Origin of the sequence: Legionella cincinnatiensis, from assembly GCF_900452415.1 — a bacterium.
GTDB lineage: Bacteria > Pseudomonadota > Gammaproteobacteria > Legionellales > Legionellaceae > Legionella > Legionella cincinnatiensis.
Genome location: NZ_UGNX01000001.1, coordinates 400329 through 418927, shown reverse-complemented (window position 1 = coordinate 418927; position 18599 = coordinate 400329). Strand labels below are relative to the sequence as shown.

Genomic DNA, 18599 nt, shown 5'->3' with positions numbered 1-18599 from the left:
CTTTAACACATCCGGCCTCCTTTAAGCATCACGATTCGATGTTTCATTCCTGCAATTAATGGCAAATCATGGGTAGCAATTAAGATACTCACTCCTACTTGATTAAATTGTTCGAAAATCAGCATAATTTCTGCTGAAAGTTTGGGATCAAGATTTCCAGTAGGTTCATCCGCTAACAACAATGCAGGCTTATGAACTACAGCGCGGGCAATACCCACACGTTGTTGTTCTCCACCAGATAAGTGAATAGGCAGCATTTTTTCCTTACTAAGCAAACCCACCATATCGAGTGCTGCGTGTACTCTTTTGACTATCATCGGAGAAGCCATGCCTTGAATTTGCAAAGGCAAAGCTACATTATCAAAAACTGTCCGATCATTCAGTAAATAAGGTGATTGAAAAGTAATCCCTAATTGACTGCGATGAGCAGCCACATCGCGCTTTTTTAAATGATTCAAACGTATGCCATTCATTGTTAATTGGCCAGAAGTAGGCCTTTCCAATAGAGCGATCAATTTAAGTAAAGTACTTTTTCCTGCTCCTGAATGCCCAGTAAGAAAAATCATCTCTCCTTTTTGTAAGGTAAAACTAACTTGGCTTAAAGCCTCAAAACCACCCGGGTAACGTTTACTGACTTGGTCAAATGTGATCATTAAATAATGCACCAACAAATTGCGCAGCATCAAAGGGTTGCAGATCCTCTATTCCCTCACCAATCCCTATATAATGAAAGGGTATCCCTAGTTCATTAGCAATAGCAAACAAAATTCCACCTTTAGCTGTTCCGTCCAATTTGGTCATGGTTATACCCGTTAATCCAACCGCTTCATTAAATTGCCTTGCTTGAACTAATGCATTTTGCCCTATAGTTGCATCCAATATCAACATTGTTTCATGAGGCGCATCCGGACAAAGTTTTTGTAATACCCTTTTTACTTTTTTCAATTCTTCCATTAAATTGCTTTGGGTATGTAATCGTCCCGCCGTATCCGCAATTAATACATCCATTTTTCGTGCTTTAGCTGCTTGCAGGGCATCAAAAATAACCGAGGCACTATCAGCACCTGTATGTTGGGCAATAACAGGAATATCGTTTCGCTCCCCCCAAACGAGCAATTGTTCTACTGCTGCAGCTCTAAAGGTATCTCCAGCAGCTAACATCACTTTTTTACCCTGCTGTTGAAATTGCTTTGCTAATTTTCCTATTGTAGTTGTTTTACCGGCCCCATTCACGCCAACCATTAAAATAACAAAAGGAGAATGATCAGGAGTTTCTAAAGTCAGTGATTGATTTTTTTGATTTAAAATTGCTTGTAAATGAGATTTCAGTGCCTCATAAACCGCATCACCGTCAGATAATTGCTTACGCGCTAAACCTTCTGTCAATTGCTTTAATACTGCTTGTGTTGTTTCTATACCCAAATCAGCACTGATTAAAAGAGTTTCTAACTCATCCAGCAAATCTTGGCTGATTTCTTTTTTTCCTAACAATAACCGGCCAATGCCATCACCTAACTGATGGCGCGTTTTACTTAAACTTTTCCTAAAACGCGCAAAAAATCCTTGTTTTACAGGCTCTTGCTCTTGCTCCACATCTTTCGTAGGAGCTTGTGGTAGTAACTCTTCTTTATGCTGGGACTCATCAGCTTCTGAAGCAGCGGGAGTATGACTGCGTTTGAACCATTTAATCATATAGTGTACAAATCCTAAAAAATGTGAAATTCTATCATCTTTTTTACTTTGAGGTTAAGTTGTGCGCAAAATACTCTTTACGCTACTCATGGTACTATCTTGCCAGACCTTTAGCCAAGTTCAAGAGTATATCTTGAATAATGGATTAAAAATATTGGTCAAAGAAGATCATCGAGCTCCTATTGTCGTATCAATGATTTGGTACAAAGTAGGCTCTGCGGATGAGCCCGGTGGAATTACAGGTGTTTCTCATGCCATAGAACATATGATGTTCAAAGGAACAGAAAAATTCCCGTTAGGTGTCTTCTCCAAAACGATTGCATCAATTGGGGGGCAAGCTAACGCCTTTACCAACAATGATTATACTGCTTTTTTTGAAAAAATAGATGCCTCAAAACTAGCAACTAGCTTTGAATTAGAAGCAGATCGTATGAATCATTTAACCCTTGATACTAATGAATTTGCTAAAGAAATTAAAGTAATCCAAGAAGAACGACGAATGCGTACTGATGATAATCCGCAAGCGTTAGCCTTTGAGCGTTTTCTTGCAACTGCTCATTTCAGTGCTCCATATCATCATCCTGTTATAGGCTGGATGAGTGATCTGAAACAGATGAATATTGAAGATCTAAGAGAATGGTACAAAAAATACTATGCTCCTAATAACGCTACTTTAGTTGTGGTGGGTGATGTTAATCCAGAGCAAGTTCGTGTTTTAGCTGAAAACTATTTTGGTGCATTGCCTCAGAAAGCTATTCCCGAACGCAAAGTACAAAAAGAACCCCCTATGTTGGGTAAAAAAAGTGTTCATGTGCAAGCATCAGCAAAACTACCATTGCTGATGCTTGGCTATTCTGTTCCCAGTACACGTACTGCTCATAAAGCCTATGAACCTTATGCATTAGAAATAATTGCTGGAATATTAGATGCAGGCGAAAGTTCTCGCTTTGCTAAAAACTTAATTCGTGGCAATCATATTGCTGCAGGAGCAGATACATATTATAACCCATATACACGATATCAAACACAATTCATCATCTATGGTACTCCAAGTCAAAACTATAAATTAAGCAACTTACAAAAAGCATTTATTAAAGAATTGGATGATTTGAAGAAAAAGCCAGTGAGTCAGGAAGAATTGCAAAGAATTAAAAATCAAATTATTGCACAAAAAACTTTTGAAAAGGACTCAATTTTCGGACAAGCCTCAGAAATAGGTCTTTTAGAAACAATTGGTCTAGGTTGGCAAAAAGCAGGGGAATATACCAAAGCAATTGAAGCGGTTACTCCAGAACAAATTCAGCAAACCGCACAACGTTATTTTCAAGAAAAAAATAAAACAATTGCAATATTAGAACCTCAAAAATACAAGGTAACACCATGAGAATTTTTAGCACATGCATTATGGCATTAATGATTGGTTTGTCACACACAGCGACAGCAAATACATTTAAAACAGAAAGGTGGAAAACTCAAAATGGAGTTCAAGTGGTTTTCTACCAAGCCATGGAAGTGCCTATGTTGGATATCAGCTTAGCTTTTGCTGCAGGGTCTGCAAATGACGGCCCTCAATATGGTCTAGCTGCATTGACAAGCCAGATGATGAATCAAGGAAACTCAGGCCAAGAGGCAACTACTATTGCTGAAACATTGGCGGATACCGGAGCTCAATACCATGTTGAAATTAATAGAGATATGGTCGTTTTACATCTTAAAACCCTGGTCAGCAAAGATCAACTCATACAAGCCAGTAAAACGTTTACTCAGATTATCAATCATCCTGACTTTCCTGACGAAGCTTTCATCAGAGAAAAAAAACAACAATTGCTGGCCATTGAACAACGCCAAGAATCACCAGAAGAGGTAGCAAATCTCAATTTTTTCAAAACATTATACCAACAACACCCCTATGCACACTCGGTCAATGGTACCTCTGAAACGGTTAAAGCAATCAATAAAAACCAGATTATTGAGTTTTATAAACGCTACTATGTAGGTAATAATGCTGTTTTAGTCATGGTAGGCGCCATTACAAGTCAAACTGCTCATCAACTCGCAGATCAATTGACTCAAGAGCTTCCCAAAGGTCAGCCAGCTCCAGAAATCCCTAAAGCCCAACAACTGTCCCAGGCTCAAGCAATCAATATCCCATTTCCATCATCACAAACGATCATAAGACTTGGTCAAATCGGTATTGATCACCACAATCCGAATTATTTTCCTCTCATAGTAGGAAATTACATTTTAGGAGGGGGGCTTTTAGTTTCTCGACTCGCCATTGAAATCAGAGAAAAGCGTGGCTTAACCTACGGTATTGACAGCCAATTTATACCTATGCCAGGAAGAGGACCATTTCTCATCAGCTACTCTACTAAAAATCAACAAACCAAAAATTCCTTAGACATTATTCAAAAAACTTTAGCTACCTACATCAATGATGGTCCTAGTAATGAAGAAATGGAAGCTGCTAAACAGTACCTCACAGGAAGTTTTCCACTTTCTTTATCCGGTAATCGCAGTATTGCCACCATTTTATTACGTATGGCTTTTTACCATTTACCTGATGATTTTCTGGATAATTATACTGCTCATATTAATTCAGTCACCAGTGAACAAGTAAAAGAAGCATTTAAAAAACAAGTGAATCCTGATAAATTTTTACTCATCACTGTAGGGCAATCATGAAACACAGTATACGCATTATTGGTGGGATTTATCGGGGTAAAAAGCTGTCCTTCCCTACTGAAGAAGGATTACGTCCTACACCAGATAGAGTACGCGAAACTTTATTTAACTGGTTAATGCACGATATTCGAGAGGCGCGTTGCCTGGATGCTTTTGCAGGCAGCGGAGCTCTAGGCCTGGAAGCATTTTCAAGAGGAGCGGGACGTGTTGTTTTCCTAGAGCAATCACCCAAAGCATTTACACATCTACAAAAAGTCATTAGTGCATTCAACAGCCCTAAACTCAAACTCTTAAAAACAGACGCATTATCCTATCTGAAACAAAGCCAAGAAGAATTTGACCTGATTTTTCTTGATCCACCTTTTGCAAAAAATTATCTGCCTCAGTGTATTGCAGATATCACTCATAGCCAGATTATTAAAACGGGTGGCCTTGTTTATCTGGAATCAGCAGTTGCAATTCATCTTGATGAGCAAGACTGGCGACAAGTTAAAATGAAGCAAGCAGGACAAGTAGCTTACGGATTATTTGAAAAATTATAAATTTTGTGTTGCTTCACTACAAATAACTCTAAGCTTCATTCCATGTTACGAAAACTGTTCATATAATGAATTTTAAAAATAGTTTCTATTTAAATTCATATAATTCACTCTCGATAGGCTTGACAAGGAGGCTAGCTCCTGTTTCAATCAAACGAAGATTTCCAAACATTTAAAGAATTGAATGAACAATAAGCTTCTGATGCTGTTTATTGCCTCTGTCCTGCTTGTAGGATGCAAGACAACCGGTACGCTTTTTAAAAAGCCACCTGTCAATAATCCTAGTGATGATGCCACAATTAAGTTAGCAGAAGCTGCGGTATCTGTAAGTGATTCCATGCACGAAATGGCACGTGTTGAAAAGGTGATCATGCCACCCCATAAAGACAATACTTTGACCATACCCAATGCCTATAATCTACAAGCTAGAGCTAGCGTAGACTGGTCAGGCCCAATAGAAGAACTTGCTGCTCGTATTGCCAAATCGGCTCATTACAGATTTCGCGTATTAGGAAAAGCACCATCGATTCCCGTTTTAATTAGTATAAATATAAAAGATCAAAGTTTAGCTGAAATTTTGCGTGATATTGATTACCAAGCTGGTAAAAAAGCAGATATTCACGTTTACCCTAACAGTCAAGTAGTTGAATTACGCTATGGCAAAATTTATTCGTAGTATAACAGTTGTATTATCTGCATTGTTGCTGGCATGCACCTCCTCAAAATACGTAGGTGATACTGGCTCATTGGCTGGTATACAAGCCATGGCTAATGTCAATAAAAACCAGAGAAATAAGAAGCTCAAAGGTAAATTTCGTCAAATGGCTATCAAAGAAACTGCATTAAGTCTTGGGGCACAAGGAGGCTTAGCATGGAGAGCGAAAGTTATTGATGAACACCTTATTAGACAATCGCGAAGACTTGACGCGATTTATGATTTTAATTCACTCATATTAGAGCATAACATTTTACCTCCAGTCTTATTGGAAGGAAGAAATACACTTAATCTTGCAGATACACAAACGATTCGTATTTCTGATCGTACCTATAAAGTAGCAAAGCAGGCTCATTTTGTAACCACTCCCCCTACTTGGCGCCAATATTTATGGCTGGACTATGTAAAGCCAGAATATCCTAACTATACCTTACTTCCTAAAACAAAAGTCGAAAAGAAAATATGGTGTATTTATGCGGCTAAGGGCTGGAGGCAAGGAGTTGATCAGGCCAATACTATTCTTGAGGAAAACATTGCAAGAATTAAAGAAGATTTTGGTGGCATGATCTTATATAGAAAACTATTAGCAATGAATATGGTCTCTCCTCCATATGTTTCTCATACTGACTTAGGAGTAACAGGTGATGCATCAGAAATCCATATTGATGATAGAGTCTTAAGAATAACTGCATTACCGGCTCTTAATGTAAATAGTGAGCAATGGCGAGCAGCTGTTTCTAAAGACGAAAACGCTCTAGAACATTTCAAAAATATGGAAAAATTGGCAAATCGGTCTAAAATTATAATAACAGATAAATCGTGGCAACCTATGATTGCCCCAGTAAACGACAACAATAACATTCATTAATGAAAACATATGAGTAACAATATTCATTTAATGCCTGATGAGCCTACTCGTTTTACTCCATTATTCATGGATCGAATGTTGGAACACACTGAACGTTTAAATGCTTCGGACATTACTATTCAAACAGGCGAACCTATTTATGCGGAAGTTTATGGTAAATTATTCCGCATTACTAATCGACGTTTATCAAACACGGAGCTTGGTGATTTAATTAATGCCATTTATGGACCTAATGCGACGACTCAGCTTCTTTCAGGTAAGGATATAGATACACACTATGAATTTCGCCCTAATCGAGGTGTTAGATACCGCTATCGGGTGAATGGAACAGCCTGTCTGGTAGAAGGACATGATGCAATCCAAATCACTTTAAGAACAATTCCCACAACGCCACCCAGATTAGAAACGATGCATCTGCCAGATAACGTTCTTCAAGCAATTGCGCCTCAAGAAGGAATTGTATTTATTACCGGAGCCACAGGTTCAGGTAAATCAACGTTATTAGCATCGATTATTCGACAGTTAATCGAGTTTGAAGATTCTCATCGCAAAGTATTAACCTATGAATCACCTATTGAATTCGTCTATGATGAAATCGAAACCATATCCGCAGTAGTGAGTCAATCCGAAATACCAAGACACTTACCAAGTTTTGCAGATGGAGTAAGAAATGCTTTACGTAGAAAGCCTCGCTTAATCATGGTAGGAGAGTGCCGAGATGCAGAAACGATCAGCGCTGCCTTAGAAGCTGCACTCACTGGACATCCTGTATATACAACTTTGCATACTTCAGGAGTTGCAGAAACCATGCGCCGACTCGTTACTTCATTCTCTGGTGAAGAACGACTTGGCAGAACGATAGATATCTTAGAAACAATAAGATTATGTATATGGCAAAAATTAGTACCTACTGTAGATGACAAGAGAGTTGCCTTAAGAGAGTATTTAGTATTTGACGAAGAAGTTCGTGATATCTTACTTGAAGGTGATCCTAACGAAGTCACATCCGCCACGCGTAAACTAGTTCGTCAAAAAGGTCAGCTCATGACTTGGGATGCCAAAGCAAAATTCGAGCAAGGCATTATTAGTGAACGAGTATATAAATTAATTATTGCTGGTGCAAAAGAATATCAACAATAACCTTCCCAGCATTTTTATACTTTAATTAATACCACGTCAATCATTCTCTTTATTGAAGTGTTGTTATTTTAGCTATAATTAATAAAGAAGCATATTTTTGTATGTGGAATGATATGAGCGAGCCTATAATACTTTTAGATACCTCGTTAAGGGATGGAGGACATAGAACTAATTTTAATTTTACAGACACTGAATTAAAAGAAATCCTTCAACCTCTTGATAACTCTGGCATCGAATACATAGAAATTGGCTATCGTAACGGCTCTTTAGTACCTATGGACATAGGTAGAGCGGGATGGTGTACGAAAGAATATTTATTTTTTTGTAGATCCTTAATTAAACACGCTAAAATAGCCGTAATGATTTACCCCAATAATATAACCCCAAACGATCTAATCGAATTAAAAGAATGTGGTATTGATTTATTAAGAATCTGTATTCCAAAAGGTGATCTCGAATCAGCCCTACCTAAAATAAAAATGGCTAGAAAGGCAAATATAGATGTTGCAATTAATTTAACTCATTCTTCTTGCTATAAAGAGAATGAGCTTGATGAAGTAATGAAAAAAATCAATGATTACAAACCAGATATTATTTACTTTGCTGACTCTAATGGCAGTTTATTACCACCACAAGTTAAATCACTTTATGATAGATACATGAACCTCTACCCTACAACCTCTTTCGGATTTCATGCTCATGATAATCTTGGTTTAGCTCAAGCCAATGCATTAGCTGCTATAAGTGCTGGAGTACGTTTTATTGATGTCACGCTGGCAGGAATGGGGAGGGGAATAGGAAATTTAAAAACAGAGTTTTTTGTTGCCTATTTACATTCGATTCAACTCAAAAAATACAATTTAGAAAATATATTAAAAGCAGCAAATTATGTTCGTCATTCATTAGGGATTGGTCAAGAACCTATTGAAATGAGTGAGTTTTTGCGTGGAATCTCTAATCCATATTAGTTGCGCCAATTATAGTAATTATCATTTGATTCGAGATAAATTTAAAATTAGGCTAAAAGGTCATTTCCTACCAAGGAACGATCATTTTTAGCACCTCTTGAACCTGCCTGTTCAGAAGATTCATCATCTCCCGGTGACCTGCTTACAATTATGGGGATTTCATGCGCACGGATGGCTCTTCAGAAACTACCGATTCTAAATGATGCTTAAATTTACTACCTGGCTTATCTAAGTAACCTTGGGCTAAAGCTTTTAAATCCGAATTTTCTGGATCTTTTGTGATAGCTTTTGCCAATTCTTGAACTTTTTTACTTTTCATGTCGTCACTAAAATCTTTATAACGCTCCTTGACCTCTTCTTTGTTCACTTTATCAAAGCCTCCTTTACGGTTAGCTTCTTGACAAAAAAGTATTCCCTGGATATTAGAACGAGCATTAGCAATAGAACAATTGTCGTACTTTTGAGGACTTTGTTCAATATGACAAATAGGTTCTTTACCTTTAGTAACTCGCTGAATATTACCCATTATTTCATCATGCGAGTTCCCTTTAAAATGACCATTCATCATTTTATTGATAAACTCGGGAGTCACATCACGCTTATCTACTTCGTAGATTTGGGTTCCAAATTTACCTGATTTCTCAGCCCCTTCTCCGCGGTTGGTAAATACTAAATACGTTTTATTAGGATCATTTGCCACTGGAGCAAAAGACAACCCCATAGCATGACCTTTACAACTTACAGGAACTGTTGTTACTTCTCCTGCTTGAATTCGTTTCGAGAGTTCCTTGCCCGCCTCAGGAGTTCCAGTAGGATGACTGCTTTGAAACTTAGATACATTATTTGTAAAATTAAATGCATTGGCAATTTGTTTAAAGTCATCTTTAACCGGTTGATTAGTACAAGTTTTACTGTAATCAGCGACCGATTTCGTCATCAAACTATACGCAGGACCTATGTGTGCTCGTTGAGATGGAGTGCCATCCTTACTGGTCATTTCCACACCTAAGACTAAACCATATTCTTTAACTACATGCAACTTTTGTGGATCTGATGGCGTATAAGAAGATGGAGATCTAATCGTATGATTCGCTAATGCTTGCCGCCCACGTTCACTATCTATCGCAATATCAAATTCAGCCCTAGCTTGATCATCATATTGTGCACCAGAATTGAGCAAAGTATTTGCTAAGCCAAACTCTTGATCTTGTAATGCTTTCACTAATGCTGTCTGCCCACGCGCATTTTTTGCCAGATTCAATGCAGTAGGAAGATCTTGATAGCCACAGTCTTGAGCAATATCTTTTAATGAAGCTTGCAATTGTTCAAATTGCTGCTGTAAAAGTAAGTCATTCTTTCTTTGCAAAAATGCAAATAATTCGAGCATAAACCGTTCTTGATCTGCCTTTGCATTTTGCTCTTTAAGCTTGTCATTAATCATATCAGAATGACTTGTTATCGTACTATTCGGGGCGGATAATTCTGGCATAATATTTAAAGTTCCTCATATATTATTTTGAAACTGGTGGGGGTGAACCGCCGCCACCAGCGCCGGGTGGTGCGCCTGCATGTTGTGTCGATTCTACTGAGCTAGAAGATGGCCCTGGATTTTTGGCACCAGTATTACTGCTTCCGGCCTCTCCACCATCTTGTATACCTTCTCCACTCGTGCTTCCGCTACCGCCAAAGGCTTTACCCAAGGCCCCTTTGGCTTTACCAACAGCCTTCATACCGATACCACCCATGGTTTTTTCCATAGTTCCTTGTGCTGTTTGCGTTTCTTTACCCGCCTCCTGCACTTTACCTTTTACTTCCTCACCCCATTGAGCGCTTTCTTGACCAATACTTTCAGGAGTACCTCCTATCCAACGCAAGACTTTATCTGGCAAATAAGTAATTAGCGTAAACGACTTTTGAACGATCGTTAAATACAAGGATGTATAAATTAATATGGAGAAGAAGTATGCATAAACCCCACTCCAATCCGAATAATCTCCTCCCCCGCCAACTTCTTTCCAAATAGTACTTTGCACAGTAAGAGTACTCTGGGATTGTTTTTGTAACACTTGCACAAATCCAATCGCTTGATCAAAGCCTGCATTCAAAATCCACACACCCACATAAGTCAATGCTATAGCCGCAATATATCCAATAATCATCATCGCCGGTCTTAAAAATACATTAAGCAAGAGCATAATAGCAGCCTCGCCTTTACCAAAGGCATCGTGCCCTTCAGGATGGGTAACTCCTAAAGCAACAATTGGTGCAGCAACCATTGCTTCAATGACAACTATCAACCAACCTAGTCCACCAAACACAAATATAATATAGGGCAATACAGGAATATAATATGACGTGACAAAACCTATACTAACCATAATCCCCACCCAAGCAATTACCAGTGGCATTGCCAGAGTCAATAGTGCGAAAATAAATACACCAAATATAGGGATTAATGCACTGGTAACAGCTAAACCCAACAAATACATCCATAAATTACCAGCAAAATTAATATATTGACTTCCCATATTGGCCAAAGCTATTACTGGGTTAACTCCGGGCTGAGCAATCACGTTAAGACCTTGCTGAAAAATTTCAGCTAATCCTTTTAGCGGAGTCTCTAAGAATGCCGCGATGACAATACCAATAATACCCCCAAATAATTCAATGAATAGATTATATATAGTCACTATAATTAGATTATAAACAACCTCTCCTATGATACGTCCAATACAGATGGAGTAAAATGGTTTTACTCCACCGCAAGAAAAAGATTGTCGTTGCAATTTATAAGGCTGAGGATTTATATTGAAATCAGGGATTTGAGCAAAACTCACTTTTGCCGCTCCTGGCTGACCAGGAGTTTGCATCATCAATGAATTGTTCAAAAAACCAAATACTGTTGATGCACTATCACCATTCACTAAATTCATTTTTGCAGAAGGAGCCGGCACCTTAGATGCTGAAGTATTAGTTATTAGAAGTTTTAGCTGGTTTACAGCTGTCACATTTTGATTAAACCAAACACACAAATTAGTAAAATCTTTTCCATTGCCTGTCTGATCTCCTTGATTACAGGTAGAGGCACCGGTATTGGGGTCAGTAACTGTAAATGGACTCGTTACTGAAGAAGGAGTAAATAAGCTGCCATTCAAACCTGTATTGCTATCAACTTGGCCTGCATTCTTTGTTGAAGAACCTTGTATTTCTATCAAATTATAAAAGTAGGCACCAGCCATCAGCCATCCCTGGGTGGATGCCTTAGAAATGAACTCAGTAGCTGATTGTTCATCACTATCGTCGTTTATCATACGTGCCAAATTAATTGTTGGCATCATAATACCATTATAATCACTAATCGCATTGATTAACTCTAACCCTGTAAATAAAGTTCCACCTGCATAGCCTGGTAAAGGTCCCCAAGAAACGCAGCTACTTGCTGTTGCGGAGCACGCCGTCCCATTTTGCGTGAAAGGTATGCCAAATTGCTGATTTGCCCATGTGGTAGCAGGATTATTATTACTATTATTGTTTGTCGACATTTGAGGATCATTACTAATGATTGACCGAGCAGTACCCGACAAATCAGAGTACATTTGCTGAATAGCAATGGCCCGAGACATTAATGTTAAGGTCACCTCTGAAGGAGATAGAGTAGTGTCACCTACTTTTGTATTATTTGTCCCATCTTTAGATGCATTTGGATTTATTCCATTCGTATAGGTAGGTAAACTACTGAATGCTGGATTTGTGGTAATACTGTTCCACTTGATACTACCGCAGATTCCATTTAAGAAATAATAAGGGGAGGTGGTATCAAAATTAGGCATGTCCACAGTCCAGAATTTCTCTTTAGGATTTGGATTTGCATTTTGCACCGCGACTACATTGACTGAACTTAGAAAATCAGGAACAGCTGTCTTACAAAACGTATCCATACTTGAGCCTGAAGTAGCACTATTGCAAGGTCCTGTATTTTTGGATTGTTGATCGAGATATGTTTGTCTTGCATTTTGTAGTTGAGTCTGTAAACCTAGCATACATACTTGACCAGCCAGTATGGTTTCTGCGCCAGTAGCAATACCCCCAACTCCGGAGCTCGAATCTTGGGTGAGCTGTGACGCAGGATTTGACTGTTGGGCCTGAATAATCACCCCCCACGATTTAAATAGCTTAACGCAGCATCCCAAACTTTGTCTGCAGCCCCTACCCCCTGTACTACGACCCACATCACAAAAATCTGCATCATGCAATAACCAGATGCCTTTGGAATCAATAATGCCAAACCGATTGTAGAACGTATTGGAATCCAAATGGAGGACCACTTTTGGCCAAGCATTTGTCCTTCATGGGCCGTGTTCATGGTAGCGACTATGAGCGTATATAAAATTACAATTCCACCAAGTGCGAGAACTGCCGCATTAAATACGCCAAATATACTTCCCATAATTTGGCTGCCGGTCCCACTTAAAACTCCATCAACAACACCGAATAAATTGCCCAGAAATACGACAGAATAATCACTGGCAGGAGGTGCAAAACTTAAAGAACCATCTGCTAAAACCAAACCAGGAACTAAAAAGAGAAGCAGAGACACTGCCAATTTATTCATTTCTTCTCCCCCAATAAACCTTGCTTATACCACTCATTAAAAGTACATCCAAGCTTTCGCTGTTTAATTTGAAAATACCAAAAATGATAGCGGAAGGCTAAAACCAATGCGATTAAAGTAACTACAAGACTCACAATAAAAGCCTTTATAGACCCCAGATAAAGTTGATAACTTGCATAACCCAAAATTAAAACTGCGAGAAATACCATTAGCATACTCAGACGAAATAATGCTTTCTGTTTGGAGAGCAAACTTTCATCACTGAGCCCAAATTTCTTTGTAGCATCAGTAAATGACTCCTCAGTTTCAATATTTTGATGAGGTACAAATAAGTGTTTAATCCCATTCCCCAAAGCTACAGTGATTGCTTTTATTCGCTCCCAATCAAACCAAATGCGAATTTTAAATATTTGTGAGAATAAAGTTCCAATGCGTGAGCGACGGTGTTTTTTCATATTTTTTACTTCTTTCTTTTACCCTTCATAATATACTATAGTAGTAAGTATAGAGTTCGTCCATTCCATATTTACAGTAAAGAAAGAGTAAAAAATGCCTGATTTAAGCCATGAAGCCTCAGCCAAGTACTGGTTTGAATATATTGATCCTATGATTTATAGAGTTATCACGTTTATGGAGAGCGTTGAAGACTGGACTCTGGATGGAAATCCAGAATTTGAAAAAGCTATGGAGCAATTAGGCAAAGAACTTGATGACATAGAAAAAATAGATATGGGCCTCTTAGCAGAAGAAGAAAAATTTATTCGCATTGTGGGAAATATCAAATCCGGCAGGGGACTTCGTTTACTCCAAGCAATTGATACAGTTCACCCCGGTAGTGCTTCGCGTATTTTAATACATGCAGAAGAGACTAGCACTGGAAGCAATGATCCCGCGGGAGTTTTTCTCAAAAGAAACATTGTGTTTGAACGCTTAAGGTTATTGTCTCGAGTTTTTTGTCAGTATCGTCTAAAACTTGTTTTACGTGCACTCGAAGGGGAAGAATAAATGAAATTACCATCTAAATTTGCATTGTTTAATCTGCTTTGCCTTACGACTTTTCCTGCCGCAGCAGATAATGCAACAGGCTTGTATAATTCGCAACAAATGTCTACCAACATGCAAGAAATAGTTCAATATTTACAAAATTGGGGACAATATATAGGTTATGATATAACCCAATCCCCCTCAAATACAATTCAAAACTTTAACCTTAGCCAAACCCTTCTTAACTTAACCTCAACACAAATTGCACAAGTTTCTTTATTTTATACCTTCTTAGGTTCAATCCCGTTTAATAGTTTTAACAGCAGTTCTTTTGGACAATTTGTCCCTACTGATGTGAACAGTGCAGGAACGATAAATCCTTATGCTAATGCTACTTTTCAAGATTATTCGAGCCAATCCTCAACTGGGGTGGGTGTTAATCCTTTAATCGATCAAACATCAAGCCAAGGCTCAACTCAAGGCATTGCAACAAACTCAAGTCAAATCTCAGATCCTGTAACTCAGTCTGTATTAAATATTTTGGGTACCCCCGATTACAGTTACTGCATGAGCTATGATGGGACTACTTGGGATCAAAGCTGCAATTACCTTACAGAGACTCTTGTTTCTAACAATGTCATAGGAACTCTTCCCGATGCAACTACCTTTTTTTCTTATAATTACATTCAACAGTTTTTAGGGCAGCTTAACAGCAACTCATTAACAGCTCCTTTACTGTATACAACTCAAAGCCAAGAAACATCAGGAGGACAACAGCAAGGTGCAACACAAGGGTTAACTGCAGATAGCCAAGCACAACAAGCAGCCAATTTTATTCGCTATGTTACTGGCGGTGTGGCGCCAATAAAACTACCCAACTGGAAAGATTATGATACTCTGTATGGTCAGGCAATAGCTTCTTCTACTAGCGCTACTGTAACACCCACCCAACAGCATCAGGCTCAGGATATTCTCTCACGATACCTTGCAGGTTTACGCACTTATGCTGCTCAAAATTCCGTGGGAATCAGTAACTTATATTACATTTTGTCAAAGAGGTTACCCCAAACTCCCAAACAACCGCTTGCTAATTATGTCCAAATTCCTAGCTCTCCACCCACCAGCCAAGCTTTAAATGAATTTAATATGGCAACATGGAGAATTTTTAATCCCGCCAATGCGACTCAATCAGGCCAAACTGGTCAATCAGGTAATACTCAGTGGCTTAACCAGATAAATAATGCATCTTCTGTAACTGTAGAAAAAGAAATCGCGGTTTTACTTGCTGAAATTAATTATCAAATGTACCTAGATCGCCAAATCCACGAACGTCTGTTGCTAACCAACACTATCTTATTAATGCAAAGCCTTCGTTCAACAGCCCCTTCTGCTGATTTGACACAACAACAGCAACAACAATAAATCGCTGAAACTCCTGGGTAAATATTCGTTTACCCAGGACTCTAATTCTTCTCAATTTCATCTGCATAAAATGTATGCTTTGTTTGGTACACAATACAAATAATCGATTTACATTCACGTTTATTATTTCAATAAAAAAGGTGCAAAAAATGCCATATATGATATTATTTCAAGCAAAATTGTAACATCCTGTTTTTTAAGAAAAAATACATGGTTTCAAAATTAAACAAAACGCGTATTTCATGAACTATCACTGGAGACAGACAGAGACAATATATGCGTTATCAAATGCAGAAAATCATGGAGTATCGGCTATAAAAATAATCATTAACCCTTAAATTGGCGAGCCTATATGTCTAAAACCTACGTTTTTTATATTGATGGAATGACCTGTACCAATTGCAGCAACGGCATAAGACATTGTTTAAGAAACAAATTCGGCGACACACTACAATACTTTCATGTAGCTATCACCACAGCTGATCCTAAAAAAACGATTGTAACCCTTAATAACGATGAAGATACACGAGCACATCAAATAATTTGGTCGGAACTCAAAGAAGAGATAGAAGATATTGGTTTTAGCTGTAGAGAATATGAATATTCCCCTGAATCAATTCAAAAAACAGCACTTCAAAATGAGCGCCAAAAACAACCTCAGCAAACACTTTCTTTGAATACTCTCATTACAAAAACAAAAGCGCTTTTCGCCTCCCATTGGTTTCTTGGTGCCATAGGATGTATTGCAGGGCTTGCCGTGCTTATTGCTTGTCTTGTTACAGGAGGCTCCCTTGCTTTTATGGTTCCAATAGCCATTTTCAGTACCTTAGCTACTTTGACATTAGGAGCAAGTTCTTATTATCAAGCTTGGTCAAAATTAACTAAAACAGGTATCTTAACCATGGATAGTTTATTTGCCCTAAGTTCACTATCCATTTTGGCTGTTTCCATTACCTCGTTGTTTGTCCCTTGGCTACCAATGATGTTTGAAGCAGGATTGCTTATCTATGGTTTTAGACACATAGGCCTTGCCATAGAAGAAACGATTAAAGACAAAATAAGTACTGCTCGATTTCAAGACAGAGCACCTAAAATTGCAAGAAAACAAAGTGATCTTGATGTTGAAGAAATTAACTTAGAGCATATTCAAGTCAATGATGTGATTGTTATTCATCCAGGTGAAATTATTCCAGTGGATGGTATCTGTATGGATGAAAGCATTATTTACGATACAATTATTACAGGAGCAACCCTACCTCATTATTTTTCAGCTGAAAAAAAAGTATTAGCAGGTATGCGCTTAGCAGAGAATACAAATCCGTTAAAAATCCGCGTGACTCACACACATACCAACTCTTATCTGAAACGACTTGATGACTCAATAGAGCAATCCGTATTAGAAAAAGCACCCATTGAAATAAAGACGGAGCAATTATTGAATTACTTTATTCCAGCGGTAATTGCATTAGCAGTTATCTCTGGAGTGATGATGGCATTCTTTTTTCCCACTGCCGTGGCAATTCAATGTGCGATTTCAATTTTAGCCAGTGCATGTCCCTGTACTTTGGGACTTATTACCCCGCTAGCAGTAAACACTGGCATGCATAAGGCTGCAGAAAATGGCGTGCAATTTAAAAGTGCAAAAACATTACAACAAGCCGAGCAAATCGATACTGTAATTTTTGACTTAAATGGCACTTTAACTACTGGAGTCCCTAAAGTAAAAAATCTTTATTTATTGGATAACAGTAAACTATCAGAGGCAGAATTTCTTTCCATTTGCGAATCCTTAGAAAAAAAATCAAGTCACCCCATAGGAAAGGCTATTTATTCTTTTGCTAATCAGAAAAACAAACCAAAATTAGATGTAACTGAGCTTGATGAAACATATCATTCTGGAGTAAGTGGAGTAGTACTGGATAATTACTATACCATTGGTAGCAAAGCTTTAATGCGTGAAAAACGAATTTCGATCCCATCAGAGTTCGAACACCCGTCGTTAGCAGCAGGAGATCAGCTCGTTTATGTAGCGCGTAACCAAGAAATCATTGGCGTTATGGTATTAACAGATCCTTTACGTAAAGAGGCACATCACACCATTAATGTCTTAAAGAGCATGGGCAAAGAAATTCATTTATGCACTGGTGCTGATGAAGAAACCGCTCTTCGTTATGCAAAAGCTCTGGGTATTGAAAAAGTTTATGCCAATTGCATTGCAAGCTCGATGGAAAACAATCTTCGATCAAAAACAGCCTATATTCATGCTCTAAAAAAACAAGGGCGGAAGGTTGCCATGATAGGTGATGCAGGAAATGATGCTGAGGCAATTGCAGCCTGTGATCTAGGCATTGCTATGGCCTCTAATGGTAGTGATGAGTTGACACAACAAGTAGCTGGCATCGTTATTCATAATGAAACTTTATTACCTATTGCCTCAGCTTTTGCAATTTCACGACAAACTGTAGCAAATATAAATCAAAATCTAGCCATGAATTTGATTTATAATAGTGCGGCAATACCGGCTGCAGCAATTTTTACCCTTAACCCCGTTATCTGTGTAGCATTAATGATTACTCAAGCCTGTATTACCTTCATGAACGTTTATCGCTTCAAACAACAGCCTTTAGAGCATTTGCAACAAAAAACAACAGAAGATACCAAAGAATCCTCCTTCGAAGGCTCCCATACTAAAATGAATAAACATACTCCGAGATATAACAATGAATCAATTTGTATCCAAGAGCCTACTGCCTCCCAGAAACCCTTAACGAATAACGCTACAACCCACTCTTTTTGGAGTGGTTGTATTTCTAGCATAACCGCAGATCGTACTTCCGAAAATCTAGAAACGAAACCTCATTTAATGGTGCCTAATTAAATATCGATTATGTTTTCTTTCACCTCAAGTATTGAATCTGAGTTTATGGGATAAAACCATAGTCATAAACTCAGGTTGCAATTCAAGCGGGGAAAT

The 18599-nt window shown here is 38.3% G+C and carries 14 protein-coding genes and 1 pseudogene; 10 read left to right on the top strand and 5 right to left on the bottom strand.

All coding sequences use genetic code 11. The features are described from left to right. Nucleotides 1-2: 2 nt before the first annotated feature. Together ftsE and ftsY are read right to left on the bottom strand one after the other, a co-directional pair. Nucleotides 3-653, bottom strand: coding sequence for a cell division ATP-binding protein FtsE (ftsE, locus tag DYH34_RS01840; protein WP_058463915.1), 651 nt, complete (start codon nt 651-653; stop codon nt 3-5). Continuing rightward, on the bottom strand, nt 640-1692 hold the full coding sequence (ftsY, locus tag DYH34_RS01835) for a signal recognition particle-docking protein FtsY (protein ID WP_058463916.1): 1053 nt from the start codon (nt 1690-1692) through the stop codon (nt 640-642). Before ftsY ends, ftsE begins: the two co-directional genes overlap by 14 nt. 88 nt (nt 1693-1780) lie before the next feature. On the opposite strand from ftsY, the gene DYH34_RS01830 reads away from it, so the two are divergent. From DYH34_RS01830 to DYH34_RS01800, 7 genes are all read left to right on the top strand, one after another. Continuing rightward, nucleotides 1781-3076 (top strand): M16 family metallopeptidase, encoded by a 1296-nt coding sequence (locus DYH34_RS01830; protein WP_420795576.1) that lies wholly within the window; start codon nt 1781-1783, stop codon nt 3074-3076. Beyond that, complete coding sequence (locus tag DYH34_RS01825; RefSeq protein ID WP_058463918.1) at nt 3073-4377, top strand: M16 family metallopeptidase; 1305 nt, start codon at nt 3073-3075, stop codon at nt 4375-4377. Before DYH34_RS01830 ends, DYH34_RS01825 begins: the two co-directional genes overlap by 4 nt. Continuing rightward, complete coding sequence (gene rsmD / locus DYH34_RS01820; RefSeq protein WP_058463919.1) at nt 4374-4919, top strand: 16S rRNA (guanine(966)-N(2))-methyltransferase RsmD; 546 nt, start codon at nt 4374-4376, stop codon at nt 4917-4919. Before DYH34_RS01825 ends, rsmD begins: the two co-directional genes overlap by 4 nt. 181 nt (nt 4920-5100) lie before the next feature. Further along, nucleotides 5101-5592 (top strand): type IVB secretion system lipoprotein DotD, encoded by a 492-nt coding sequence (gene dotD, locus DYH34_RS01815; protein WP_058463920.1) that lies wholly within the window; start codon nt 5101-5103, stop codon nt 5590-5592. Continuing rightward, entirely contained in the window at nt 5573-6499 is a 927-nt protein-coding gene (locus DYH34_RS01810) for a type IV secretion system DotC family protein (protein WP_058463921.1), read from the top strand. Before dotD ends, DYH34_RS01810 begins: the two co-directional genes overlap by 20 nt. 9 nt (nt 6500-6508) lie before the next feature. Further along, nucleotides 6509-7639, top strand: coding sequence for a Dot/Icm type IV secretion system ATPase DotB (gene dotB / locus DYH34_RS01805; RefSeq protein WP_058463922.1), 1131 nt, complete (start codon nt 6509-6511; stop codon nt 7637-7639). 113 nt (nt 7640-7752) lie between these two features. Beyond that, nucleotides 7753-8607 carry a beta/alpha barrel domain-containing protein gene (locus tag DYH34_RS01800; protein ID WP_058463923.1) on the top strand — a complete coding sequence of 285 codons (855 nt, stop codon included), beginning with the start codon at nt 7753-7755 and terminating at the stop codon, nt 8605-8607. A 148-nt stretch (nt 8608-8755) separates the two neighbouring features. Here the strand turns inward: DYH34_RS01800 and ankD are convergent, their stop codons facing one another. From ankD to icmV, 3 genes and pseudogenes are all read right to left on the bottom strand, one after another. Further along, entirely contained in the window at nt 8756-10096 is a 1341-nt protein-coding gene (gene ankD, locus DYH34_RS01795) for a Dot/Icm T4SS effector AnkD/LegA15 (protein WP_058463924.1), read from the bottom strand. 22 nt (nt 10097-10118) lie between these two features. Beyond that, a pseudogene (gene dotA, locus DYH34_RS01790) lies at nt 10119-13219 on the bottom strand (type IVB secretion system protein DotA). Further along, nucleotides 13216-13674 carry a type IVB secretion system protein IcmV gene (gene icmV / locus DYH34_RS01785; RefSeq protein WP_058463925.1) on the bottom strand — a complete coding sequence of 153 codons (459 nt, stop codon included), beginning with the start codon at nt 13672-13674 and terminating at the stop codon, nt 13216-13218. Before icmV ends, dotA begins: the two are co-directional and overlap by 4 nt. Before the next feature lie 94 nt (nt 13675-13768). Here icmV and icmW point away from each other — a divergent pair, with 94 nt between their 5' ends. The 3 genes from icmW to DYH34_RS01770 all read left to right on the top strand — a co-directional run bounded on the left by icmW (nt 13769) and on the right by DYH34_RS01770 (nt 18503). Beyond that, nucleotides 13769-14224, top strand: a complete 456-nt coding sequence (icmW, locus tag DYH34_RS01780) for a type IVB secretion system protein IcmW (RefSeq protein ID WP_058463926.1) — start codon at nt 13769-13771, stop codon at nt 14222-14224. Then, nucleotides 14225-15625: a type IVB secretion system protein IcmX gene (gene icmX, locus DYH34_RS01775; protein ID WP_058463927.1), complete on the top strand. Its 1401-nt coding sequence runs from the start codon at nt 14225-14227 to the stop codon at nt 15623-15625. Between the two features lie 352 nt (nt 15626-15977). Then, complete coding sequence (locus DYH34_RS01770) at nt 15978-18503, top strand: heavy metal translocating P-type ATPase (protein WP_058463928.1); 2526 nt, start codon at nt 15978-15980, stop codon at nt 18501-18503. Nucleotides 18504-18599: the final 96 nt, after the last annotated feature.